21 protein-coding genes, 1 rRNA gene and 1 other RNA gene are annotated in these 23851 nt (G+C 47.7%); 3 read left to right on the forward strand and 20 right to left on the reverse strand.

What is annotated here, in order from left to right; translation table 11 throughout:
* The 15 genes from AM231_RS24110 to rpoE form a co-directional block, all read right to left on the reverse strand.
* Positions 1 to 217, reverse strand: a 16S ribosomal RNA gene (locus AM231_RS24110); the annotation flags it as partial.
* Positions 218 to 527: 310 nt separating this feature from the next.
* The gene (locus AM231_RS24115; protein WP_054404928.1) at positions 528 to 797 is read right to left on the reverse strand and encodes a pro-sigmaK processing inhibitor BofA family protein; all 270 of its coding nucleotides are present in this window, start codon (positions 795 to 797) and stop codon (positions 528 to 530) included.
* A 45-nt stretch (positions 798 to 842) separates the two neighbouring features.
* Positions 843 to 1133, reverse strand: a complete 291-nt coding sequence (locus tag AM231_RS24120) for a hypothetical protein (protein ID WP_053490634.1) — start codon at positions 1131 to 1133, stop codon at positions 843 to 845.
* A 221-nt stretch (positions 1134 to 1354) separates the two neighbouring features.
* On the reverse strand, positions 1355 to 1954 hold the full coding sequence (recR, locus tag AM231_RS24125) for a recombination mediator RecR (protein WP_053490635.1): 600 nt from the start codon (positions 1952 to 1954) through the stop codon (positions 1355 to 1357).
* Between the two features lie 25 nt (positions 1955 to 1979).
* Entirely contained in the window at positions 1980 to 2291 is a 312-nt protein-coding gene (locus AM231_RS24130) for a YbaB/EbfC family nucleoid-associated protein (RefSeq protein ID WP_053490636.1), read from the reverse strand.
* A gap of 40 nt (positions 2292 to 2331) precedes the next feature.
* Entirely contained in the window at positions 2332 to 4047 is a 1716-nt protein-coding gene (dnaX, locus tag AM231_RS24135; protein ID WP_054404930.1) for a DNA polymerase III subunit gamma/tau, read from the reverse strand.
* Between the two features lie 307 nt (positions 4048 to 4354).
* Positions 4355 to 4621, reverse strand: an RNA gene (gene ffs, locus AM231_RS28415) — signal recognition particle sRNA large type.
* A gap of 117 nt (positions 4622 to 4738) precedes the next feature.
* Entirely contained in the window at positions 4739 to 4936 is a 198-nt protein-coding gene (gene rpmE, locus AM231_RS24140) for a 50S ribosomal protein L31 (RefSeq protein ID WP_006207505.1), read from the reverse strand.
* Positions 4937 to 5115: 179 nt separating this feature from the next.
* Entirely contained in the window at positions 5116 to 6393 is a 1278-nt protein-coding gene (locus AM231_RS24145; RefSeq protein ID WP_053490638.1) for a radical SAM family protein, read from the reverse strand.
* Positions 6394 to 6428: 35 nt separating this feature from the next.
* Entirely contained in the window at positions 6429 to 7757 is a 1329-nt protein-coding gene (gene rho, locus AM231_RS24150; RefSeq protein WP_053490639.1) for a transcription termination factor Rho, read from the reverse strand.
* Between the two features lie 154 nt (positions 7758 to 7911).
* The gene (locus tag AM231_RS24155) at positions 7912 to 9171 is read right to left on the reverse strand and encodes a UDP-N-acetylglucosamine 1-carboxyvinyltransferase (RefSeq protein ID WP_054404932.1); all 1260 of its coding nucleotides are present in this window, start codon (positions 9169 to 9171) and stop codon (positions 7912 to 7914) included.
* Between the two features lie 233 nt (positions 9172 to 9404).
* Entirely contained in the window at positions 9405 to 10259 is an 855-nt protein-coding gene (gene fba / locus AM231_RS24160) for a class II fructose-1,6-bisphosphate aldolase (RefSeq protein WP_053490641.1), read from the reverse strand.
* A gap of 173 nt (positions 10260 to 10432) precedes the next feature.
* Positions 10433 to 10825: a response regulator gene (locus tag AM231_RS24165; protein ID WP_053490642.1), complete on the reverse strand. Its 393-nt coding sequence runs from the start codon at positions 10823 to 10825 to the stop codon at positions 10433 to 10435.
* A gap of 256 nt (positions 10826 to 11081) precedes the next feature.
* On the reverse strand, positions 11082 to 12683 hold the full coding sequence (locus tag AM231_RS24170; RefSeq protein WP_053490643.1) for a CTP synthase: 1602 nt from the start codon (positions 12681 to 12683) through the stop codon (positions 11082 to 11084).
* A gap of 700 nt (positions 12684 to 13383) precedes the next feature.
* Positions 13384 to 13926, reverse strand: a complete 543-nt coding sequence (rpoE, locus tag AM231_RS24175) for a DNA-directed RNA polymerase subunit delta (RefSeq protein WP_053490644.1) — start codon at positions 13924 to 13926, stop codon at positions 13384 to 13386.
* Positions 13927 to 14293: 367 nt separating this feature from the next.
* Between rpoE and AM231_RS24180 the strand changes: the two genes are divergently transcribed.
* On the forward strand, positions 14294 to 15439 hold the full coding sequence (locus tag AM231_RS24180; protein ID WP_053490645.1) for a S8 family peptidase: 1146 nt from the start codon (positions 14294 to 14296) through the stop codon (positions 15437 to 15439).
* 98 nt (positions 15440 to 15537) lie between these two features.
* Here the strand turns inward: AM231_RS24180 and argS are convergent, their stop codons facing one another.
* The 5 genes from argS to AM231_RS24210 all read right to left on the reverse strand — a co-directional run bounded on the left by argS (position 15538) and on the right by AM231_RS24210 (position 20508).
* Positions 15538 to 17217, reverse strand: coding sequence for an arginine--tRNA ligase (gene argS / locus AM231_RS24185; RefSeq protein ID WP_053490646.1), 1680 nt, complete (start codon positions 17215 to 17217; stop codon positions 15538 to 15540).
* A complete protein-coding gene (locus tag AM231_RS24190; RefSeq protein ID WP_053490647.1) occupies positions 17217 to 17639 on the reverse strand; it encodes a YwiB family protein in 423 nt (140 codons plus the stop codon). The genes argS and AM231_RS24190 overlap by 1 nt, the downstream gene beginning before the upstream one ends.
* 283 nt (positions 17640 to 17922) lie before the next feature.
* Entirely contained in the window at positions 17923 to 18594 is a 672-nt protein-coding gene (locus AM231_RS24195) for a GNAT family protein (protein ID WP_054404934.1), read from the reverse strand.
* Between the two features lie 335 nt (positions 18595 to 18929).
* Positions 18930 to 19601, reverse strand: a complete 672-nt coding sequence (locus AM231_RS24205; RefSeq protein WP_054404938.1) for a GNAT family N-acetyltransferase — start codon at positions 19599 to 19601, stop codon at positions 18930 to 18932.
* Positions 19602 to 19650: 49 nt separating this feature from the next.
* Positions 19651 to 20508 carry a carbon-nitrogen hydrolase family protein gene (locus AM231_RS24210; RefSeq protein WP_054404940.1) on the reverse strand — a complete coding sequence of 286 codons (858 nt, stop codon included), beginning with the start codon at positions 20506 to 20508 and terminating at the stop codon, positions 19651 to 19653.
* A 340-nt stretch (positions 20509 to 20848) separates the two neighbouring features.
* Here AM231_RS24210 and AM231_RS24215 point away from each other — a divergent pair, with 340 nt between their 5' ends.
* Positions 20849 to 21373, forward strand: a complete 525-nt coding sequence (locus tag AM231_RS24215) for a phosphatase PAP2 family protein (RefSeq protein WP_053490652.1) — start codon at positions 20849 to 20851, stop codon at positions 21371 to 21373.
* A gap of 226 nt (positions 21374 to 21599) precedes the next feature.
* A complete protein-coding gene (locus AM231_RS24220) occupies positions 21600 to 23672 on the forward strand; it encodes a serine hydrolase domain-containing protein (RefSeq protein ID WP_054404941.1) in 2073 nt (690 codons plus the stop codon).
* Positions 23673 to 23851: the final 179 nt, after the last annotated feature.

Genomic DNA, 23851 nt, shown 5'->3' on the forward strand with positions numbered 1-23851 from the left:
CGTCTTTCATTATTTCGCCATGCAGCAAAATAAATTATCCGGTATTAGCTACCGTTTCCGGTAGTTATCCCAGTCTTGAGGGCAGGTTACCTACGTGTTACTCACCCGTCCGCCGCTAACTCTCAGGAAAGCAAGCTCTCCATCAAGTCCGCTCGACTTGCATGTATTAGGCACGCCGCCAGCGTTCGTCCTGAGCCAGGATCAAACTCTCCAATAAAGTGTTTGACTTGCTCATTTTGAANTTATGTTCCATCACCCAACAAGCAAATGCTTGTACAAGATGATTTCACAAGGGATTTCATTAATGAAATCCTTACTCACTCGTTGTTCAGTTTTCAAAGATCAATCGTTATTTTGTTTGTCATCCGCATCTCAGCGGCGACTTTTATAATATATCATACTAGCTTGCTGTTGGTCAAGAAGTTTTTTTGATATTTTTTTTATCAATTTTCTGTCTGACCGGTGAATCTCTTTCACCCAATAATCAAATGGGCGAACATTAATGTATCATAGATTATCACTCTACGTCAACCACCTAATATAATTATTTTTAAACCAACAAGAAGAGCGACTCCTGGCAAGCCCAAGGTCATCACGATTCCTATGGTCATTGGATTTAGCGGAATATACGTCTGGGCCGCTAAACCCGTGAAATTTACGATATAGATCGCCACAGCGGAAAGAGCAAGATGAGCTCCGAATATAGTCAACCATCCTAATCCGAGTTTCTTTCTAAATACAATATAAATGAGCAGCAAGAGCGATATACACAAGACACCTAGCACAATTAATTTCATAGATACCTTTCCTTCCATATTTACTTAGGTTCCTCTCTATAGCTTTTATCCATTTTCTCTTTTTTGCTCGATGTATTGCATTCTAGCTCCATCCAGATTTAACTGCTTGGCCTGTTTAAGATTCATCTGATACTTGCGTTCTGCTGCCTCGAGTATGTAGATCGCATAATCGATCTGGTCCTGTCCTGTAGCCTCTTGAAACAATAATTGAGCCCGCTCCCACTCCATTTGGGATTTACGAACGTCGAGGAATACATGCCACATCCGCTCCTGCTCCTCTTCTGTAATATATACTTCCTCTTTCTGCCGCTTCGACTGTTTCCACCATATTTTCATTTGCTCACACCCCTATGGATATAATGTTAGAGACTTCTATAATCAGACCCGTCTTTTAACATTCATATCGAGAGAAGGACAAACTTAGAACCAAAAGAATTCTTCTATTCTCTACTTTTGACTCCTAGTAAGCGAGCATAGAAAAACGAGCCGTCAGAATTACTTCCGAGGCTCGTTCCTATTTTTTATAATTCCTTAGATGCCATAACACACCCAAAATATCAGTTCAGTTCACGTCGACCTTCAAGCGCCTTGGATAAAGTGACTTCGTCTGCGTATTCCAAATCACCGCCAACTGGCAGTCCATGGGCAATTCTGGTCACCTTGATATCAAAAGGACGAACCAGACGCGATATATACATCGCCGTTGCTTCCCCTTCAATATTCGCATTCGTTGCCAAAATCAGCTCTTTCACTCTCTCATCACTCAGACGCGTGAGCAGCTCCTTCAGACGGATTTCATCTGGTCCGATACCCTCCATAGGGGAGATCGCTCCATGAAGTACATGATAATAGCCATCGAACTCCTTCGTACGCTCCATAGCGACCAGATCTTTCGCATCCTGTACAACGCAAATAACCGAGGCATCCCGAGTCTTATCTTGGCATATCCGGCATGGATCGGTATCTGTGATATTGCAGCAAATGGAGCAGTAGTGCAGATTTCTTTTGACACTTACTAGCGCCTTGGCAAAATCAATTACATCATCTTCCTTCATGTTCAGAACATGAAAAGCCAGGCGGGCGGCCGTTTTCGGCCCCACACCCGGCAGTCGCGTAAAGGCGTCAATGAGCTTCGCGATCGGTTCAGGATAGTACAAATGTAACTACTCCTTCTAGGTTAGATTAGAATAAGCCCGGGATTTTCATGCCGCCTGTAAATTTGCCCATATCTGAATTTGCAATTTCTTCAGCTTTGGCAAGTGCATCGTTAACCGCCGTCAGTACCAAGTCTTGCAGCATTTCCACATCATCCGGGTCAACCGCCTCAGGCTTAATGTTGATGGACAAAATCTGTTTGTGGCCACTCGCTTCGACGGTAACCACGCCACCGCCAGATGTTCCCTCAACCGTTTTGGTGGCAAGTTCCTCCTGAGCCTTCAGCATTTGTTCCTGCATTTTCTTCACTTGCTTCATCATTTGGTTCATATTATTCATGATTCATCTCTCCTTATAATAGGGTGCACGTTAGGACGTGCTAGTCTTTTATGACAACGAGGTCTTCTCCAAATAATTGGATTGCCTCATCAATCCATGGTTTTTCTCCACCGTCATCCGCTTCCTCATGCTCAAGCTTCAGCTCTTCTGCTTGAGGTTTACCTGCTCCTTCTACCGCCTCACTCCAGTCGCGAAGCATCATGGTGACCAGATGGTGAGGCTTGCCAAGCATGGATTCCAAAACCCCTTCTATCACCTGCTTATTAGCAGGCTTCTCGGTAGTTTCGCGGTGGATATTATTTTTGAAAGCGACAAGAACCTTGTCTTCCCATACAGATACCGGCTCTCCGTCCATCAGCCATGCGTGAACGGTCACCTTCTCTTCTTTTACATTCTGCAGAATCTGCGGCCACTGCCGCTGAACCAAAGTATAGTCCTCTCCCGTTCGGCCAGATACATATTGATCGATATGCTGGGGAATCTTTGCCGAGGAAGCTGCTTTGGGTGCAGGTGTACGGGTAGACTTCGCTGGTTCCCGCTGGTTCGAAGCAGGGACACCATTCTGTATCAGGCGCTCCAGCTTCTTCTCAAGTGCAGCTACATGCTGCTTTAACTGGGCAAGCTCTCCCGCATCAGCGGATTGACGAGATGCTGCTGACCCGTCGGCCGATTGAGTAATACCGGAAAGCTTAAGCAGGGCCACCTCAAACAGAGTCTGCGGCTGCGAAGCGTATTTCATCTCACTCTGGTACCGATTGAGCGTATCAATCATTTGAAATAATTCATCCCGGCTGAAAGCATCGGCCATTTCTTGAAAATCTGCCGGATTCAGTACCCGATCGGTCAGCTTGTCGGCATTGGGGACCATCTTAATCATAAGCAAATCGCGGAAATAATACAGCAGATTCTCCATGCACTTATCGGCACTTTTACCCTCCTGCATAAACTGCTCTACGATCTGCAGTACGAGTCCGGCATCCCCTTGCTTCACAGCGCTGGCCAGGCGACCAAACTGCTCTGAGGCAATTCCTCCGGTCATGTCCATGACCTGACGGTAAGATACCGTTCCGCCTGTGAATGAAGCAATCTGATCCAAAATGCTCAGCGCATCGCGCATTCCACCATCGGACAGACGTGCAATATACTCCAGCGCTTCCTTATCTGCCGTTATCCCTTCTTCCCCGCAGATCTGCGCCAAACGCCCGGTTTGTTCCTCCAGAGAAACTCTGCGGAAGTCAAACCGCTGACAGCGCGAGATGATCGTTGCAGGAAGCTTGTGCGGCTCTGTTGTCGCTAGTATAAACATCACATGCGCCGGCGGTTCCTCCAGCGTTTTCAGCAAAGCGTTAAACGCTTCCGTCGTCAGCATGTGTACTTCATCAATAATATAAACCTTGCGCCGGACCTCGGTCGGTGCATATTTGACTTTCTCCCGCAAATCACGAATTTCCTCGACACCGCGGTTGGATGCAGCATCGATCTCTTGAACATCCATAACGGCTCCTGACGTTATACGACGGCAAGCCTCGCATTCATTGCAGGGCTCCTCAGCCGGACCACGCTCGCAGTTCACGGCTTTGGCCAAAATTTTAGCGGCACTGGTCTTGCCCGTACCCCGTGGACCGCTGAACAGGTAGGCATGGGAAACCCGCTGCTCGCGTATGGCGTTCTGCAGGGTCTGGATAATATGCTGCTGGCCCACCATGTCGCCAAACGACTGTGGCCGCCAAGCTCGATATAACGCAATATGTTCCACTATGCTATACCCTCTTTCAACTTCCACCTCACGATGAATGGAAAGCCTCAACCTTCAAGGGTTAAGAACCCCTTCCTCGTGTGCTTTACTATTATGTTTATAGTCCTTCTCAATCTTAAAGAGTTGAGTTAACGGTTATATTATACTACATTCTATACTACTTTCCCCAGCCTTAGCAAAACGTTTACTTGGAAATCTTTATCCAATCCATATATAAAGGGATTCGCGAGGAAGGGCTTAAAATCCTGGCAGTTTAAGACAAAAACACCCTTGCCAATGGCAAGGGTGTAACGTGCAGATATGTATACCGTGCACCTGTTATTGATGATTGCGATCCGAGCGGCAATCCTGAGCAACAGCTCGGGCTAGGCACCCCTCCGGCACAAAAGCGGTCTTGCTTATGGCTGCTTCCTTCCGGACCTGACCAGGTTCACAAGTGCTCATTGCGGAGGACCCAACCGTCAACGCTGAGCGCAGGGACCAGCCTCACATCGACAATACCTCTAACAGGAATTCAACCTCGCTACAGCGGATTGCGAGTTACAGGGCACCGCTACCTCCCCGTCTAGCACGGCGAACTTTAGTATATCGCATGGCTATCAAAAAAGCAACCGACGGAAAAAGTTGCTTAGTCACATTGTTCCATATACAGACAAAAACCCTTCGTCCATAGAGACGAAGGGTCCGTTTATTAGATACCGTATTTCTTCTTGAATCGATCGACACGACCACCTGCATCCAAAAACTTCTGTTTACCAGTGAAGAATGGATGACAGTTCGAGCAAATCTCTACACGAAGATCTGGCTTTACAGAACCTGTTTCAAACGTATTACCGCAAGCACAAGTAACTGTAGTAACGTGATATTTCGGTTGAATATCCTGTTTCATTGTAGCTTTCACCTCTTTCCGCCCTGAGCCTCAAGCGGACCCAGAGTTATATGGACACATAAAATCAGTATATCACGAGCATATTAATTGCGCAATAGCCTATACTTAATTGATCAAACAAGCCCATAATTGGGCCCACGACCTATTTATGGAATACTCATCAGCCGAATAATATTCGGTTAAATAATCAACGGTTTCTTCTTCGGTCTAGCTTGTCCTGCAGGCGGAACATGCGTATAGGAGCCAATTACCACATCCGGCAGCTCTTCCTGCATAATCTCGATCGCCTGCTTCATGCCTAGAATATCGCCTTGTGCAGGCGGGATAAGCTCAAGATAGCTCTCAGGATCAATATTGAGATTGCGCAATTGAATTAATTTGAGACCTGTTCGGCGGGCAAACTCTATCATGGCTTCTAGCTCTTCCTCACGATCGGTCACGCCCGGGAAAATCAGATAGTTTATGGAAGTATAGACACCTTGATCCGTAGCGTAGCGGAGAGACTTCTCCACATTAGCCAGCGTATAGCCTCTCGGCTTATAGTATGCGTTATAATGGGCATCCAATGCACTGATCGTGCTGACCCTCATCAGATCAAGACCAGCATCCACAATACCGCGGATAAAATCGGTCAGACCCGCATTGGTATTGATATTAATATATCCCATATCGGTTCGTGCCCGTACTTCCCGCATCGCTTCTATAATGATCTTAGCCTGTGTAGATGGCTCGCCCTCACACCCTTGTCCAAAGCTAATGATCGATTCCGGTGTTTTCAGATGCTCCAGCATGACCTGTACCAGCTCATCCACTCTTGGACGGAAGTTCATTCGTGTCTGAGGCGAGACAAAGCCGCTGTCATCCGGTTGTTCTGAAATACAGCCGAAGCAGCCTGCATTACAAGAATAGGACACGGGAACAGCGCCTTCCCAACGATTCAAAAAGGTATTGGATGCCGTGAGGCATTCATACCCTAATGCACAGTTAGACAGATGCTCATAGAGCCGATTCTCTGGATATTTCTCCTTCAATGTCTTAACCCCGAGCTCCAGGTCACCCAGATCGCAATTCACAGGATTCCATTTCTCCGGATCATCGGACATACGAGCCGTTGTATAAAACCCGCCATCCTTCCATACAACCGCCGAATACCCAAACAGCGGCAGCTTGTATTCCTTGTCTGATTTCACGTAACCCGGCAAGCACAAACGGGTGTAGCCCTGTGGTAAAAGGGCTCCCACGGCGGTATACCCTTTTTCAAGCGGCATCATTTCACCCGTCTCGGGATCCATTCCAATCGCCCGGGTGCTTGGCAGCCCAACAAGCGTAGCTCCTTCGGGCAAAGGTATCAATTCATCATCCAATATCTCCACGATCATATCTCCGCTGCGGGCAAGCCCAAACAGCTCGGAATGATCATATACATTCCCTTGTTCATCTGCATAAACCAAATACATGTTGATCTCCTCTATTCTCCGGTCGTTTCAGTGCTTTAGCTCTGAGGAGCCGTCGCGGCAGATGCTCGCGATGGGCGTCTGGCTGTATGGCTCGGAGTCCCGGTTCCACTGCTGTTATTGGCGTTAACATCAAAAGTTGCCAAGAATTCGGCGTTAGTCTTCGTGTCCCGCATTTTTTTGAGGAAGCCTTCCACAAAGTCTGCAGAATCATTCATATTTTTACGGATCGCCCAAATCGTATCGAGCTCATCCTTGTTCAACAGCACCTCTTCACGACGGGTACCCGAACGGCGAATGTCGATCGCCGGGAATATACGGCGTTCAGCAAAGCGACGATCCAAGTGAAGCTCCATATTACCTGTGCCTTTAAATTCCTCATATATAATATCATCCATCCGTGACCCGGTATCTACCAAGGCTGTGGCCAGAATCGTCAGACTTCCACCTTCCTCCACATTACGCGCCGAACCAAAGAACCGCTTCGGACGGTGGAATGCCGCCGGATCGATACCTCCGCTCAATGTTCTGCCAGAGGGAGGAATAACCAAGTTATACGCCCTCGCAAGACGGGTGATGCTGTCCAGCAGTATAACAACGTCCTTCTTATGCTCCACTAGCCGCAGTGCACGAGACAGTACCAGCTCCGCTACCTTAATATGATTCTCCGGAAGCTCATCGAAAGTAGAAGCGACCACTTCACCTTTGACGGACCGCTGCATATCAGTCACTTCTTCAGGCCGTTCATCAATAAGTAGAACAAACAGTTCAATCTCTGGATTATTGGTTGAAATACTGTTGGCTATTTCTTTTAAGAGGAGCGTTTTTCCTGCTTTTGGCGGTGCTACGATCAAACCGCGTTGTCCTAAACCAACAGGTGCTAGCAGATCCATAATTCGGGTTGACAACTGATTAGGGGATGTTTCAAGAACAAGCTTTTCTTGCGGATATAGAGGAGTCAAGGCTGGGAAGTGTAATCGTTCTGCAGCAACCGTGGGGTTCTCACCGTTCACGGCATTGACCTGCAGAAGTCCGAAGTAACGTTCGTTCTCTTTGGGCGTCCGACATTTGCCCGAAACTAAATCTCCGGTACGCAAATCGAATTTGCGAATCTGAGAGGCTGAAATATAAATGTCCTCCGTGCTTGGCAGATAGTTGATTGGTCTAAGAAAACCGTATCCCTCGGGTAAAATCTCGAGTACACCTTCCATGAACATCAAACCGCTCTGTTCGGCCTGAGCCCGTAGAATAGCAAATATCAATTCTTTCTTCTTCAACTGGCCGTAATAAGGAATCTGATATTTTTTGGCCAGCTTATACAGATCCGTCAGCTTCATGCCTTCCAAATCGGCTATTTGTAAATCCATTCAATAACCACCTATTCAATTATTTGTTTCTGACACAGCAAAAAACTGCTGTCATATAGTCTATTATTCTATGAAAGCTATATTAGGAGCATTACCCAAATCAGAGGGAGATATGCAGTCATCACTGCATATTTCCCTTGGGCATGTTAAAAAATTACTCTTCATCCGTCTCCCGCCATACGTCCGCACCCAGCATACGCAGATTGGATACCAGATGGTCATAGCCACGGTCAATGTACTCTACGCCGCTAACTTCTGTGATCCCTTCTGGCACGGTTAAGCCCGCAATGACAAGAGCTGCGCCTGCACGCAGGTCGGTCGCTTTGACTTTAGCTGCATTCAGCGGACCGCCTTCAATGATGGCAGAGCGTCCCTCCACCCGGATTTTGGCTCCCATACGAACTAACTCTGGAACATGTTTAAACCGGTTGCTGTATACAAAATCACTAAGGACACTGACGCCTTCAGCTTGCGTAAGCAAGCTGGTCATCGGCGATTGCAGATCCGTAGCAAATCCAGGATAGATCAGCGCCTTCACGTCCACATGCTGATAGCGGTCCTTACCAATGACACGAATGCTTTCATCCATCTCTTCGATCCCAATGCCCATTTCAATTAACTTAGCAGTAAGAGCTTCGAGGTGCTTTGGAATGACGTTGTCAATCAAAACATCGCCGCGTGTAGCCGCAGCAGCAATCATATATGTACCGGCTTGAATCCGGTCTGGAATAATGGAATGACGGCAGCCATGCATCTCGGTTACGCCTTCAATCCGGATCGTCTCCGTACCGGCTCCCTTAATGACAGCTCCCATGGAATTTAAAAGTGTTGCAACATCTATTATTTCAGGCTCTTTCGCCGCATTTTCGATAATTGTAGAGCCTTTGGCCTTCGCAGCCGCCAGCATAATATTAATCGTCGCACCGACACTACTCACATCCAAGTAGATCTTCGCGCCCCGCAGCTCTTTGGCATGCAGATGAATCGAACCGTGTTCATTCGTTACGGTTGCGCCAAGCGCTTCAAAGCCCTTGATGTGCTGGTCGATGGGACGAGGTTCAAAATTACAGCCGCCCGGCAAACCGATTACGGCTTCTTTGAATCTCCCAAGCATAGCGCCCATCATGTAATAGGACGCACGCAGTTTCTTGACGGGTCCGTTAGGCATCGGAATGGATTTGATATCAGAAGGATCAATTCTCATCTGATTACCTTCCCATGAAACTTGGCCGCCTAATTCCTCAAGAATCTCAGCATAAACAGCCACGTCACTAAGAAGCGGCAAATTATCAAGCACGACTTCTGATTCCGCCAGAATTGCGGCAGGAATTAACGCAATTGCACTGTTCTTGGCACCACTGATCGTTACGGTACCACGCAGTGGGCGTCCACCGCTGATCATCAATTTCTCCATATGCTTTCGGGTCCCCCTACATCACTTCGCTGCCGGAAATGGTTCTGATGTTGTGAAAGTCACAACCATGCTGTACTGATTCCATATCTTAATAAATGAAATGGAAAAACACCGGCTAGGCGGTGTACTTTCCATTTCACAGTATGCAACATAAAACGTTCTAAATATCTTTAGTCCATATCCATATCGTATTGCATCGCAGCTGCGAATGCAAACCATAAGCCTAGCGGAAATTAAGCTTGATTGTTGGAACCAAACTCACGGATCTTACCAACAACTGTTTCCTTAATTGCCTCACGGCCTGGTTTCAAGAATGTGCGCGGATCATATGCTTCTGGTTTTGCAGCAAGCACTTCACGAACAACTTTAGAGAAGGAAATTTGGTTCTCAGTGTTCACATTGATTTTGGATGTGCCCAGCGAGATTGCTTTCTTGATGTCATGAGTAGGAATGCCTGTACCGCCGTGAAGCACCAGTGGAAGGCTGACTGCATTGCAGATCTCTTCCATCTCTTTGAAACCAAGGTTTGGTTCGCCTTTGTAAGGACCATGAACAGAACCAAGTGCCGGTGCCAATGTGTCGATGCCTGTTTCGTTCACGATGCGTACGCAGTCGTCAAGCTTCGCATACATAACGTCACCGATAACATCATCCTCTTGTCCACCAACCATGCCGACTTCTGCTTCAACGGATACGCCTTTGGCATGAGCATACTCAACCACTTGTTTTGTTGTTGCAATATTCGTTTCAATCGGGCTGTGGGAATCATCGATCATAACCGAAGTGAATCCAGCATCGATAGCTTCTTTACATTTCTCAACACTTGAACCGTGGTCAAGGTGAATGGCAACAGGAACTGTAACTTTCAGATCCTCCATCAAACCTTTTACCATGTGAACAACGGTGCTGAATCCACCCATATAACGAGCTGCGCCTTCGGAAACACCCAGAATTACCGGTGATTTTTCTTGTTGAGCCGCTTCAAGAATGGCATAAGTCCATTCCAGGTTGTTGATGTTGTATTGACCAACAGCATATTTACCTTCAAGGGCTTTGTTCAGCATGTCTGTCATTGATACTAATGGCATGGTTTCATCCTCCTATAGATGCTTAGTTTGTCTATGGTTTTTAGCCGATATAACATACGGACTTATTATACCACATCGCGTCATAAATACTAAACAAGCATTTCCTAAAAGGATGCGAATGACCTCACTTTCTGGAAAAAAAAGAATTCCGCCCCGTGAGCAGAATCCATTATTTAACCGATGTTATTCGTGATCCCTTTCAACTGCATATTGACCGCTTGACGCATCTCATCAATATCGAACGGTTTGGTAAAATGCATCAATGCACCAAGATCCGTTGCTTCCTTGATCATATCCAGCTCTCCATAGGCTGTCATCATGATCACCTTAATGTCCGGATTCATCTGTTTTATATGCTTCAAGATTTCAAGCCCGTCCATTCCAGGAATTTTCATATCCAGGAGCACCAGATCCGGTACATGCAGCTTCACAATTTCCAGCGCAGCCTTGCCGTTAGCCGCTTGAAACGTCTCATATCCTTCACTGCTGAACACTTCCACAAGCAGGATGCGGATACCATTCTGGTCATCCACAATCAGCACTTTGTGTTTGCCTTGTTTGCTCATCCCTTCCAACCTCCCGATACTTCAATCGCACAATGAGTATGAATGCAAACTTAAAAGTTCCTAACTTTCCCAAATAAACCGGCCATTACTTGTATTCGCTTGTAGTGTTCAAAAATCCTTCCCATCCTAAAAAAAGTAAAGAAAAAAAGATCATGGAATGGGTTCGTGCAGCCTTATTCATGAATTGTGGAAATCCTCCATACATAAGAAAATATTGATCACAAAAAAAGAGCCTCTTCAAAAGAGGCTCCTTCCATTATGCCTGATGTTCGATCGAGGCTTTAACAAACTCACGGAAGAGCGGCTGTGGACGATTCGGACGGGACGTGAATTCCGGATGGAATTGCACGGCAAGGAACCATGGATGCCCTGGCAGCTCTACGATTTCGACGAGACGTCCATCCGGAGAAGTACCGGAGATACGCAGACCCGCTTTTTCAATATCTTCGCGGTATTGGTTGTTGAACTCATACCGGTGACGATGTCTTTCATAAACCAGCTCATCCTGATAGCAGGACTCTGCAAGTGAACCGGAAGCCAGCTTACATGGATACAGGCCAAGGCGCATCGTTCCGCCCAGATCCTCGATATCCTTCTGCTCCGGAAGCAGATCGATAACCGGGTATTCGGTAGCCGGATCAATCTCCGAGCTGTTCGCACCTTGCAGACCCAGAATTGAGCGGGCATATTCGATAACGGACACTTGCATACCCAGACAAATGCCGAAGAACGGAATATTCTGCTCGCGAGCATAGCGAATCGCACTGATCTTGCCCTCGATACCCCGGTCTCCGAAACCGCCAGGCACCAGAATACCACCTATTCCATTCAGCATTTCTCCCACATTATCCGCCGTAAGCTCTTCAGCGTTCACCCAGCGGATCTTCACATCGGCATTAGCATCAAAGCCTGCATGCGACAAGGATTCAACCACACTGAGATATGCGTCATGAAGTGCAACATACTTACCAACAATCGCAATTTCAACCGTCTTCTCCAGCTTAGATACACGCTCCACCAGAGCTTCCCATTCGCTCATATCCGGCGCAGGGGTAGTCAACTTCAGATGATTGACCACAATTTCGTCAAGGCCTTCGTCACGCAAGTTCAGCGGCACCTCATACAGCGAGGATGCATCGCGGCATTCTACAACTGCATTAGGATCGATATCGCAGAAGAGGGCGATTTTTGCTTTCATCTCGGTTGAAAGCTCATATTCCGTACGGCACACAATGACATTCGGCTGAATGCCAATGCTGCGAAGTTCTTTTACACTATGCTGGGTCGGCTTTGTTTTCACTTCGCCAGCTGCCTTAATATATGGAATGAGGGTTACATGAATATACATCACGTTCTCGCGACCAACATCGCTCTTGATCTGGCGGATCGCTTCAAGGAAAGGAAGACTCTCGATATCGCCAACCGTACCGCCGATTTCAGTAATAACGACATCTGATCCCGCTTCACGGCCTGCACGGAATACGCGCTCCTTGATTTCGTTTGTAATATGAGGGATAACCTGCACGGTGCCGCCCAAATATTCGCCCCGGCGCTCCTTGCTGATAACAGAGGAGTATACTTTCCCTGTTGTCACATTGCTGTTCTTCGATAAATTGATATCGATGAAGCGCTCGTAGTGTCCTAGGTCCAGGTCCGTCTCCGCACCATCATCGGTAACGAACACTTCGCCATGCTGATATGGACTCATTGTGCCCGGGTCTATATTAATGTACGGATCGAATTTTTGAATCGTTACTTTGAGTCCTCTGTTCTTCAACAATCTGCCGAGCGAAGCGGCGGTAATCCCCTTACCAAGTGATGACACGACCCCGCCTGTTACAAAAATATACTTTGTCACTGTTAAAAACCCTCCTATATAATCTCCATAACTTCAGGCGACATATGATGTATATCCTAACCCGTTTTTCCCCGATTCATCAAAGGGATCAACAAAAAAAGCATCGCTCGCTTCCACATATGGTGAGCGAGCTAACCTCCGACCTATTACAAACCGCATACATGAATGCCCAGAACCATCGTACCAAGTGCTTCTCCGATACGAATGAGATATCATGATCAGCAGCCTAATGCCTCTATAACCATCGCAAACCTAAAAACGTATGCAGAAGATTTCCGCCATCCATTATCGCCTTCACTGACGATTGACAGCAGATTATTTCACTGCAAGAGACCAGGAAAGTCCAGTCCCTAAAGAAGGGATACTCTCCCAGCTCAAAATAAAAAACGACCATCGACGTACATTCAAGAAGACAGACCGCTTTTTATTAAATAGCTTCTCTTGCGATATGAGGTCCAGAAGCTAGCTTTGTTTTCACAATCTGCTCCCTAAAAACAAAAAAAGTGACCCCGAATAAAAACGGGGCACTTTTATATTAAACATATTTAATCCACAATCATAAGCCCAAGCAATAGTTTACTCTGTGCCTTGTCTGCTTGTCAAGAGAAGAACCAACCACAAAATCACCCAACAGGCAAAGAAGGTATAACACAATCATAAACAACGCAAATAGGCTGCAAAATCCCTGCTTCAAGACTAATTAGTCCTTATCGTCTTCCTCTTCCAGATCATCTTCATCCTCGGAATCCGAATCCTCTTCATCCAATTCGTCGTCATCCAGAACAACTTCTTCTTCATCATCGGCATCATCATCATCCGAGAAGAGATCATCGTCATCTTCCTCATTGATGCTGTCGAAATCCTCCTCGGCATCGTCACCAGCATAAGTTTCCTCTTCATCCGTGAAGTCATCATCGTCATCGTCTTCATCATTGATGATCCGCGGACGCTTGGCATTCGCAATCGGATCTTCGGACTTCTCCAGTGGATACCAGCGCTTCAGTCCCCACAAGTTCGTTCCTACACAAGCGAAACGTCCGTCTATATTGATCTCGGTATATAACTGGGCAATCGTTTCGTTAATTTCCTGTTCCGTAAAGCCGCGAATCTTGGCCACCTCATTCATAAGGTCACGGTAATAATACGGCGTATTCGCCGCTTTCAGAACCATAAAAGCCAGGTCAACCATTGGGATTTCCTGAATCTTCTCCGGATCGATCTTTAAATTGAGCGGATTACTCACTAACGCACACTTCCTCTCACACAATCTTCACGTTATACCCTCAACATATCCATTATCAAAACTAAGTAAAACCTATTTGGAAATAAAAATCAAGTTTTAATGTGCGCCATTTGCTTACAGGCTCAAATGGAAAAAGACGGAGATACTTTCTCTCCGCCTCCTGACTGTACCCGCCCCAAGGATCGACTCCTTACGGGATAGATAAGAGAACCTTGATATTCTCTCCATGTATCTTATGTTCGCCCTGCTGCTTTGACACGGTAAACAAGGCCTATTTCCCGGAAAAAGGGCTCCCTCCCATTCGGGCTCTCTCCCTAGCTCATACAATACTGAAGCAACGGTTCTTCGAGAAGGGAGATTGCCACGCATGGATTACACCCGGATCATGCAATCACTACTTGCACAGACGAACCCTCTGCGGAACGTCCGGGATAAGAACCGGCGGCTCCTCACGTTTTATGACCCTCAGCTATATCGGCGTTGTATCGATGAATGGAACCGACTTGCTGCGAAAGGGCGTTTCCCAAGCTCGGTCAGCTATTCACCGCTTACCCGCACCATCATCGCTCCTGCTCCCCAAACTGCGAAATTTGAGGCCGAGTTTCGAAATGAGCTGATGATTGAAGACGATGATCAAGTTCATATCCATGCGATACATGGAACTATCGGATCGGTAACCGGAATCCCCTGGGGCATCAAGCAAATTAAGGCGCCTCAAGCCTGGTCCACCTCGACAGGATACCGTATAAAAATTGCTGTTATCGACACGGGTGTAGATTTCTCTCATCCCGATCTAAAGTATTCGCTGACCCGCGGAATTAACCTGGTACATCGAAACATACTGCCTTATGATGACAATGGACATGGAACACATATCTCAGGAACCATCGCTGCAGCGAACAGCCAGCAAGGTATGATTGGGGTCGCTCCAAGGTCTGTCGTGTATCCAGTTAAAGCTTTTGATCATAACGGATCCGCCTTTGTATCGGACATCATTCTAGCTATCGATTGGTGCGTGCGCGCTGAGATCGATATCATTAATATGAGTTTTGGTATGCAAACCCGTAACCGCACACTGCTTGATATTGTAAGCAAGGCGAACCAAGCAGGCGTCATTATTGTAGCCTCGTCTGGAAATGACGGCAGACGCCGTACAGTAGACTACCCTGCTCGCTATCACCAGACCATATCTGTAGGGGCTACCGACCGCAACCGAAGAGTGCCTGCCTTCAGCAATCGCGGGCAATTCGTTGATATCTATGCACCTGGCGACAAAATTGTGTCAGCCTGGCTGCAAGGAAAATATCATGAAATGAGCGGCACCTCCATGGCCACTTCACACATCAGTGGGACAATCGCCCTGCTACTAGCGCAAAAGCCCGGCCTGAGTACAGCTACGGTGAAGGCCCTTCTCCGTCGGACTTCCTCTCCCCTTAAGCTTAAAAAAGGCACCAGCTCAACTGACGGAGAGGTCAATGCCATGAAGTTTTTGCGCGAGGGCATGAAATTATAAGCTTGCTTCTGACAACCCATGCGGGAAACCCCCATACGAAACAGAAGCCGCCTTCCCTGAGGGAAGACGGCTGTTCTCACATATTAAGGTTAAGACTCTTACATCCGCTCCGGTGCCGAAACGCCCATCAGACGAAGCACGTTAGCGATAACCGTACGAACGGCTCCAAGCAATGCCAAGCGGGCCTGCGTCTGGTCCGCATCTTCCGTAATAACACGCTCGGCTCTATAGTAGCTGTGGAACAAAGATGCCAGCTCATAGACATACCGGATGAGTCGATGTGGTGCATAGTTCTCCGCAGCAAGCGACACCTCTTGCGGCAGCTCTCCCATTTTGCGTAAAATGTCGTATTCATGCTCGGTCGTAAGAACACTCAGGTTCACGTCGGCAAGTGGCAGCACGCTGACACCTTGCTCCTCCGCTTGGCGGAATACGCTGCAAATACGAGCATGAGCATACTGTACGTAGAAGACCGGATTCTCATTGGACGTAGACACCGCCAGGTCCATATCGAAATCCAGATGCGAGTCCATGCTGCGCATGGTGAAGAAATAGCGAATAGCGTCTACGCCGACTTCATCCATCAGATCTTCCATCGTGACCGCTTTACCGGTACGCTTGGACATCTTCACTTTCTCGCCATCCTGGAATAGGCTGACCATCTGAGCGATCAATACAATCAGTTTGTCCGGGTCATTGCCGAGGGCCTCCATCGCAGCTTTCATGCGTGGAACATAACCGTGGTGGTCAGCTCCCCAGATATTGAGGATCTTGTCGTAGCCGCGCTCATATTTATTGCGATGGTATGCAATATCCGGTGTCAGGTAAGTATAGGTCCCATCATTCTTAACGAGAACTCGATCCTTGTCGTCGCCATAGTCGGTTGTACGAAGCCAAGTCGCCCCATCCTTCTCATAAGCTTCGCCCTTGGCTTTCAGTTCTTCCAAGGACTTCTCTACAAGGCCATTGTCATACAATGACGTTTCGCTGAACCATTCGTCAAAATGTACACGGAATCGATTCAAGTCGCGCTTGATTTTGCCCAGTTCTTTCTCCAGACCAAACTGGCGAAGGAATGCCGCTCTCTCGCCTGGTTCCATGGACAGCAAAGAATCGCCCTTCTCGGCTACCAGCTCTTTGGCGAATCCTTTAATATCTTCGCCGTGGTATCCGTCTTCCGGCATCTCGGCATTCTGTCCCAGTTCCTGCAAATAACGGGCTTCCAGCGATTTAATCAGGTTTACAACCTGGTTGCCTGCATCATTGATATAGTATTCCCGTGTTACCTCATATCCTGCATAATCGAGTACATTGCATAGCGCATCGCCTACGGCTGCTCCACGGGCATGACCCAGGTGCAGGCTTCCGGTCGGGTTGGCACTGACAAACTCCATCTGTACCTTTTGCCCTTTGCCTGTGCTAATCCGCCCGTAGTTGTCGCCCTGCTCTTGTACCAAGGCAACGATCGGATAGAGATATCCCTTGTCCAAGGTGAAGTTAATGAACCCTGGTCCGGCAATTTCAGCTTTTTCAATGGAAGCCTTAGCTGTATCCAGATGCTCCAGAATAGCTTCCGCAATAAGGCGCGGGTTCTTCTTGGCAATTCGCGTCAGCTGCATTGCTACGTTTGTAGCCAAATCGCCATGCGACTTATCCTTCGGAACTTCCAGCGTAATGCCCGGCAGCTCCTCACGGGAAACCAATCCTGCAGCAACGGCAGCATCTGCCACCGCTTCTGCAACCAGCCCGTTAATGTGATCTAATGGATTCATTGTCATTATTCATGTGCCTCCCGAATAGTCAAACTAATAGAAAAGTGTCCCGATAACTCGCCGAACACATATAAATCATACGCCCAGGCCACTCGGCCGGATAAGCCATCAAGCGCCAGTTCCAAATGCCGGGTGTGCGTAGACAATTGAAATGAAGTGAATGGGGATCGGTAATATCCCGGCAATTGCTGCCCAAGACGAAACGACTGTTCGGACTCCACCTGGCCGTGACGGATCAACTTCAACTCACCCTCTGACAGCTTAAGCATCGCCCGGGTTTCCCCTTGATGCGGGCCATCAGCTGGTTCGATATAACGAACATACAGCACGTTTCCCTTGATAAACGCTTCTCCTGGAAGCTCCTGCACCGTGTTCTCTCCTTCATGAAGACTCTGAAGACGGATGCTTACTCGATGTCGGTCGTTCATATACGTTCCTCTTTTCCTTACCTATTGTATTACTATATCCAGTATAGCCATGCAATTCAAATGAGGATTTTAGCAAAATAAGAAGAAAAAACACCGAACAACGCATACTCACTAAGACAAACCGTTGTGCAAAGGGTCTCTTCCTACGTTTATCAAATGGTTCAGCCTGGCCCCGCCTAGCTAATCTACTATATAGAATACCAAAACATTACACACTATGTGCATAAGAACAATGGAATAGCCTGATTCTGAAACGAATCAGGCATTCACGTAACTACTTAGGTTACAACGGCAGCAAGGATACCGTCTTCCGTGCCTCCAGCTGGGTCACCATATCGACCCAGGCTTGTGGTTTCTCCGGCAGCACCGAATAGTAGCGTTTCAGGAAGTTCACGATCAACTCGGCTGGAAGTTCAGCAGCAGCATCGTCCCCCGGCATGAAGCAGAGATCCAGGCCGCTTACCGCTTCACCATCCTGGCTCCACGAAGGATGAACATAATCAATATCCGTGCGTTTGTAGCCAAGATGCGACAATACCTCGCGACGGACGAAAGGGTCCATCGGCTTTACCCCGCCAAATTCATAATCCTGCACCCGGTACGGATCGTAAATCTCAGCAAACATGCCTAGCAGCTCTTTGCCGTTTGCTGCCGCCAATTGATTTAGATCCTTCAAGCGATGCTGTGCCAGGAATCGTCCGATCCCGAGCCCTTCACGCCCGATAATGGTAAAATCGGTCATCGCTACATTCCAATCCTCGTAATAGCGGTATTCCGTCGTACCGACCACCTCGCCCTCATGCAAGGCAACAAACACCCGAATGCCCGGATCCTCCAGCGGCTCCTTCCATAAACTGAACTCCAGCACCTCTTCCGGAGGGAACACTTCCTTCATTAGATTGTGCATGCTGCGGAACAAAGAATCATCAATGCTCGTTATGCGAATATATTCCATTAAATGAGACCTCCTCATTAGTATAGTAATTTAATCTGTATATTTGGCGAGATAAATTCAATCAACATAAAACTTGGATTATGATATCTCAATGTCCTACTTTATGAGATTGAACATCCATAATCTGCAAAGTACCAAACACGAGAAAAAATATAGTCATGATAATAAGCGAGATGCCGATCCACCTAAACAATCTCTTGTTCTTATTATCTTTCTTTGATTTAACAATAAAAAGGATTCCTGCTATTAGAAATAATAACGCAATGATAATTACCAATGAAACTACCTCCTCTTTGTTGAAGCCGTGTTCAAATATCCGGTGCAAAATGAAACGATTATCTTCTAAATGGATTCTTCCATTCCATCAAAGCTCCATAATTGCGGGATTCCTCATCCTCCAAATACTCTGCCGCTACCCCGACGGGCGTGCGGCCGCACCGCAGCAGAAAGGTAATCACCGGATCTTTGAGATCACCGCGGACAACAGTATCCAGGTAATCTGCAGCCGACATCTCATGGGCATGCCGATGATAGCCTGGCATCCGTCCGCCGCCAAGCAGCCGGTCCAGCCCTTTCTCCACGGTTACATGATACAGCGACTGAATGAGCCATTTACCCAGTCCAAGCTTTCGAAAGCGCGGTCTGACGCAAATGTCGGCGATGTACAACGTATTCCCGTCCGGATTATGCGTGCGGATGTACCCGTTATCCGTAGCGTCCGCCCAGGAATGAGCAGGCTCCATCGGATCATAATCTACGATGAGCGAAGTGATCGACCCGGCGAGCATGCCATCCACTTGGGCGCATAGGGCGCCCTCCGGAAACAAGGTGACATGCTGCATCAGCTGTTCCTTGTTCCACCACTGCTCCGGTGGATATGGAGGCGGGAAGGTCTCGGATTGAATGACGATCAGCTCATCAAAATCCTCCTGTGTGTAGCTTCGAATGACAACCGGCACCGGCCGGGTGTCGTCAAATACATAGAATTGTTGATAAAACCGGGCCATTTCCTCTACACCGCCTTTGTCCTATTTTCCTCAAGGAAGATAAACGTGCTTACTCCCAATCGGGATACAAATCCGTGCGGCGGTCGCGCCATGTCGTGACGGATCCTTTCTCGCGCACTTGATACAATAAATCCAGATCGAGATCAGCTGTAATGATCATGTCATTGTTCAACTCTCCCTCGGCCAGCAAACCCTGTGGAGGGAAAGGAATATCGTTCGGAGTAATGATGGCCGCCTGTCCGAAGTTAGCACGCATCAGATCCACCGTAGGCAGTGAGCCTACGGTACCGGTCAGCACCACGTACACTTGATTCTCAATCGCGCGGGCATGACTGGTGTAGCGCACGCGGTGGAATCCATGACGGTCATCCGTACAAGATGGACAGAAAATAACGTCGGCCCCTTTGGCCTTCGCCATGCGCACGATCTCAGGGAATTCGATGTCATAACAGGTCAGCATCGCAATGGTGCCTTTTTCCGTTTCGAACACTTGGAGCCCCTCACCCGCTCCCATATTCCAACCCGTAATTTCTGAAGGTGTAATATGAATTTTGGCTTGCTCCGCAATGCGGCCGTCCGGATAGAACAGATGCGCCACATTGTACAGCTTCTCTTCCCGGCGAATGACATGGGTCCCGCCAATAATATGCATGTTATATTGCTTCGCAAAGCCTTGGAACAGCTCGCGGTAACGGTCTGTAAAATCCGGAAGATCATTGATCGTTAACGCCTTACCCTGATCGTCCCCGATGGACATCAGCTGCGTCGTGAAGAATTCCGGAAACAGCACAAAATCCGCTTCAAATTCCTCAGCCGTCCGGATATAATGCTCCGACTGACGGGCGAAATCGTCAAAGGATTGAATGGTGTGCAGATGATATTGCACGGCAGAAACGCGAAATTTCATGCTAGTCCTCCTTATGCTTGGCTTGATGCTCTCATTATATCGGATTTCCGCCTCATCGAACATGGGGAACATCAAGTCCACCTTCCTGGGGAACCCTAATTATGGTGGCATGGTTCGTACGCTAGAACGTCAATCATCCCGGATAAAACAGAAACTAAAAAACTTATTTTATGAAAAATTACATATCAATCATACCCGCGCTTAACAATTCTCCTGTATACTGTCGTATGTAGGCTCTTGTCTACCTTATGATTCTGTCCCTTACAAGCATACACGCTAGCTCGGCTTTAACGTCAGGCTGAAAGCTTACCAAAATACAATGTGAGGTGTTCTGTTCACAATGATTACTCGTTCAGTGGAGTGGCTGCAGCAACATGACCACCTTATCTTCCGCTGGTTAAACCGCAAGATCCGCAACAAAACGGTGGATTCGATGCTCTCGCTGGTCACCCATATGGGGGGTGCTCTCTTTACCATTGTGCTGACACTTTCGATCGCGTTTTTTGCACCGGAGCCGTGGAATACGATGGGGTGGCAAAGCTTCATTGCCCTCTCCCTCAGCTTTCTGGTTACGGCGCTCATCAAAAAGAAAATGCGGCGCATCAGACCTTACCTGGCGCTCGAAAAAGTCCGGTTTGAGAAAAAACCGATGAAGGACCATTCCTTTCCATCCGGACACTCAACGGCCATATTTTCTATCGTGACCCCGTTTCTGTTTATAACGCCTTGGCTGTCACTGCTCTTGATCCTGCTGGCGCTTACGGTCAGTCTGTCACGCATATATCTCGGCTTTCACTATCCTTCGGATTGTTTGGCCGGTTGTTTTGTCGGAACCACGTCGGCCCTTCTGATTGTACTTAGTTAACAAACCCAGGTATTTCCTGTAGCCTTGACGGCTATGAGGGAATACCTTTTTTTTGAGTTATTTTTCTGCGGCCCACATCCTCCCTAACCCGCTCCGCTAAAGGAAATTATCGTTCCTTCCCCTTTCGCTGTTCTAACAAATTTACAGAAGATTTAAGAAAGGTTGAACCATATCGGTTGGTAAAACGTACTAACTATTACATTCACCTTAAGGAGGTAATGATTCATTGAAGAAAAGACGATCAAGATTTCTCACCGCCCTGCTGGCCGTCACACTGGTTCTTCCATCCAGCGTCATGGCAGCAGATAACAGCCAGGTTGCCGCTGCAAACCAGGATCTGCAGAAAACCGCCGCAGAAAAAGCGAAGCTGCTCACCGAGACGTATGGGACAACTAGCGTGCAATATGCCCTCATCGATCACGGCGAAATTACCGTATCTGGGCAAGCAGGCGTCAATGATATCGAAGGAAAAATCCCGCTGACCAAAGATACGATGTACGGCATCGGCTCCACAAGTAAAGTATTCACCGCCGCTGCGGTCATGAAATTAGTAGACGAAGGAAAAATCAACCTGGATACTCCTCTGGTTCAGTACATACCGGAATTCAAGATGAAAGACGAGCGATACACCAAAATCACACCGCGCATGCTGCTCAACCACTCCTCCGGACTTCAAGGCTCAAGCTTGAATAATGCTTTTCTGTTCGAAGATAATGATTCTCATGCACATGACACGCTGCTGAAGCAGCTGTCCACCCAGAACCTGAAAGCAGAACCGGGTGCATTCTCGGTGTACTGTAACGATGGATTCACACTTGCAGAGATACTGGTAGAGAAAGTAAGTGGCAAGGATTTTACCGCATTCATTCATCAAAATTTTACCGAGCCGCTTGATATGGATCACACCAAGACATCCCAGGACACTTTAAAATCAAGCCAAATGGCGGGCCTGTACTTCCCTACGAATCAAGGACAACTGCCTAACGAAACCGTCAATGTGATCGGAACCGGTGGCATCTATTCTACGGCGGAAGACCTGGTGCAATTCGCGCAGATCTTTACCGGAGATGCTAAAGACATCCTATCCGATAAATCTGTTAAAGCCATGGAGCAAGAGGAATATAAAAAGGGACTGTGGCCTGAAGATGCCGATAACTCATTCGATTACGGCCTTGGCTGGGACAGCGTAAGACTGTACCCTTTTAATCAATATGATATGAAAGCTGTAACCAAAGGCGGCGATACTATTCTGTATCACGCTTCACTCGTTGTTCTGCCTGAGCAAAACATGGCCGCTGCTGTGTTGTCTTCCGGCGGTTCCAGTTCAACCAACCAATTGCTCGCCAACGATATTCTGCTAAATGCACTCAAGGAAAAAGGCGAGATCAAGGAAATTAAGCCAGACAAATCATTCGGCAAACCGGTTAAGGCCGATATGCCAAACGATATCGCACAATTTGCCGGTTACTATGTGGCGACGGGTCAGCAGATGAAAGTCGACATCAAGGACGGCGATCTGTCCATTACCGTACCGATGATGCCAGAGTACCCTGCTGAGAAATATGTATACACCGCTGATGGAACGTTTGTCAGTCCGGATGGCAGCGTCAAGGTCAGCTTCGTCAAAGAAAGTAATGACCGCATCTATGTATGGGTAAGACAATATGTCTCCATTCCTGGATTGGGACAGATGGCGTTATCCCATTATACTGCCGAGAAATTGGAAGCAAACCCCTTGTCCAATGACATCACCGCTGCTTGGAACAAGCGTGAAGGTGAAACGTTCTATCCGTTAAACGAAAAATTCACATCGCTCATGTACCTTATCACGAAACCGACAGTCGTGATCAGCAGTAAAAACGGTCAGGAAGGCTATATGATCGACAAGAAGATCATCGATGCGGATACCGCAGTGAGTCAACATCAGATACCAGCTATGGCCGGCCGCGATACGTCCGAATTCCACTTCTATAAGGAAAAAGGCGTAGAATATCTCGAAGCTGCAGGTTCCCTGTTTGTAAGCGGCAAGAATGTAAAGCCGCTGTATAAAGGAAAAAAATCTACCGTCACTCTGCAATCTGACGGTTATGCAAAATGGTTTACCATTCCGAAGCAATCTGCAGACAAGACGATGACCGTAACTCTGCCGGCCCAAGGCGCATTCGTCGTATATGACGAGGCAGGCACGGTAGTTAACTACAGCTTGATCAGCGGCTCTAACGAGGTAAAACTCCCAGCTAATGGAACCGTAGTATTTGCCGGCGCCCCTGGCTCCGCATTCAATATCACCCTGAAATAAAAAAAGGAAGCATCCCCCGATAGCCGTTAGGCTTAGACAAGGGATGCTTCCTTTTTTCTTCACAGCCGAGGAGCGAAGCCTCGGCTGCATGCCCCTAAGGCGGGCCCGCGAGCGAACCGCCAGGGAGCACCGGCGGGCCGTGCCCACGCGAAAAAGCAAGCCGTCCCCGATAGCCGCTA

The sequence above is a fragment of the Paenibacillus solani genome (assembly GCF_001277345.1).
In the GTDB taxonomy this organism is placed as follows: Bacteria; Bacillota; Bacilli; order Paenibacillales; family Paenibacillaceae; genus Paenibacillus_AQ; species Paenibacillus_AQ solani.

Coding starts and splice junctions, on each gene's coding strand:
- AM231_RS24115 (WP_054404928.1), bottom strand. CDS start 797: ATGAAATTAATTGTGCTAGGTGTCTTGTGTATATCGCTCTTGCTGCTC.
- AM231_RS24120 (WP_053490634.1), bottom strand. CDS start 1,133: ATGAAAATATGGTGGAAACAGTCGAAGCGGCAGAAAGAGGAAGTATAT.
- AM231_RS24130 (WP_053490636.1), bottom strand. CDS start 2,291: ATGAATAATATGAACCAAATGATGAAGCAAGTGAAGAAAATGCAGGAA.
- rpmE (WP_006207505.1), bottom strand. CDS start 4,936: ATGAAACAGGATATTCAACCGAAATATCACGTTACTACAGTTACTTGT.
- AM231_RS24145 (WP_053490638.1), bottom strand. CDS start 6,393: ATGTATTTGGTTTATGCAGATGAACAAGGGAATGTATATGATCATTCC.
- rho (WP_053490639.1), bottom strand. CDS start 7,757: ATGGATTTACAAATAGCCGATTTGGAAGGCATGAAGCTGACGGATCTG.
- AM231_RS24155 (WP_054404932.1), bottom strand. CDS start 9,171: ATGGAGAAATTGATGATCAGCGGTGGACGCCCACTGCGTGGTACCGTA.
- fba (WP_053490641.1), bottom strand. CDS start 10,259: ATGCCATTAGTATCAATGACAGACATGCTGAACAAAGCCCTTGAAGGT.
- AM231_RS24165 (WP_053490642.1), bottom strand. CDS start 10,825: ATGAGCAAACAAGGCAAACACAAAGTGCTGATTGTGGATGACCAGAAT.
- AM231_RS24180 (WP_053490645.1), top strand. CDS start 14,294: ATGGATTACACCCGGATCATGCAATCACTACTTGCACAGACGAACCCT.
- argS (WP_053490646.1), bottom strand. CDS start 17,217: ATGACAATGAATCCATTAGATCACATTAACGGGCTGGTTGCAGAAGCG.
- AM231_RS24190 (WP_053490647.1), bottom strand. CDS start 17,639: ATGAACGACCGACATCGAGTAAGCATCCGTCTTCAGAGTCTTCATGAA.
- AM231_RS24195 (WP_054404934.1), bottom strand. CDS start 18,594: ATGGAATATATTCGCATAACGAGCATTGATGATTCTTTGTTCCGCAGC.
- AM231_RS24205 (WP_054404938.1), bottom strand. CDS start 19,601: ATGGCCCGGTTTTATCAACAATTCTATGTATTTGACGACACCCGGCCG.
- AM231_RS24210 (WP_054404940.1), bottom strand. CDS start 20,508: ATGAAATTTCGCGTTTCTGCCGTGCAATATCATCTGCACACCATTCAA.
- AM231_RS24215 (WP_053490652.1), top strand. CDS start 20,849: ATGATTACTCGTTCAGTGGAGTGGCTGCAGCAACATGACCACCTTATC.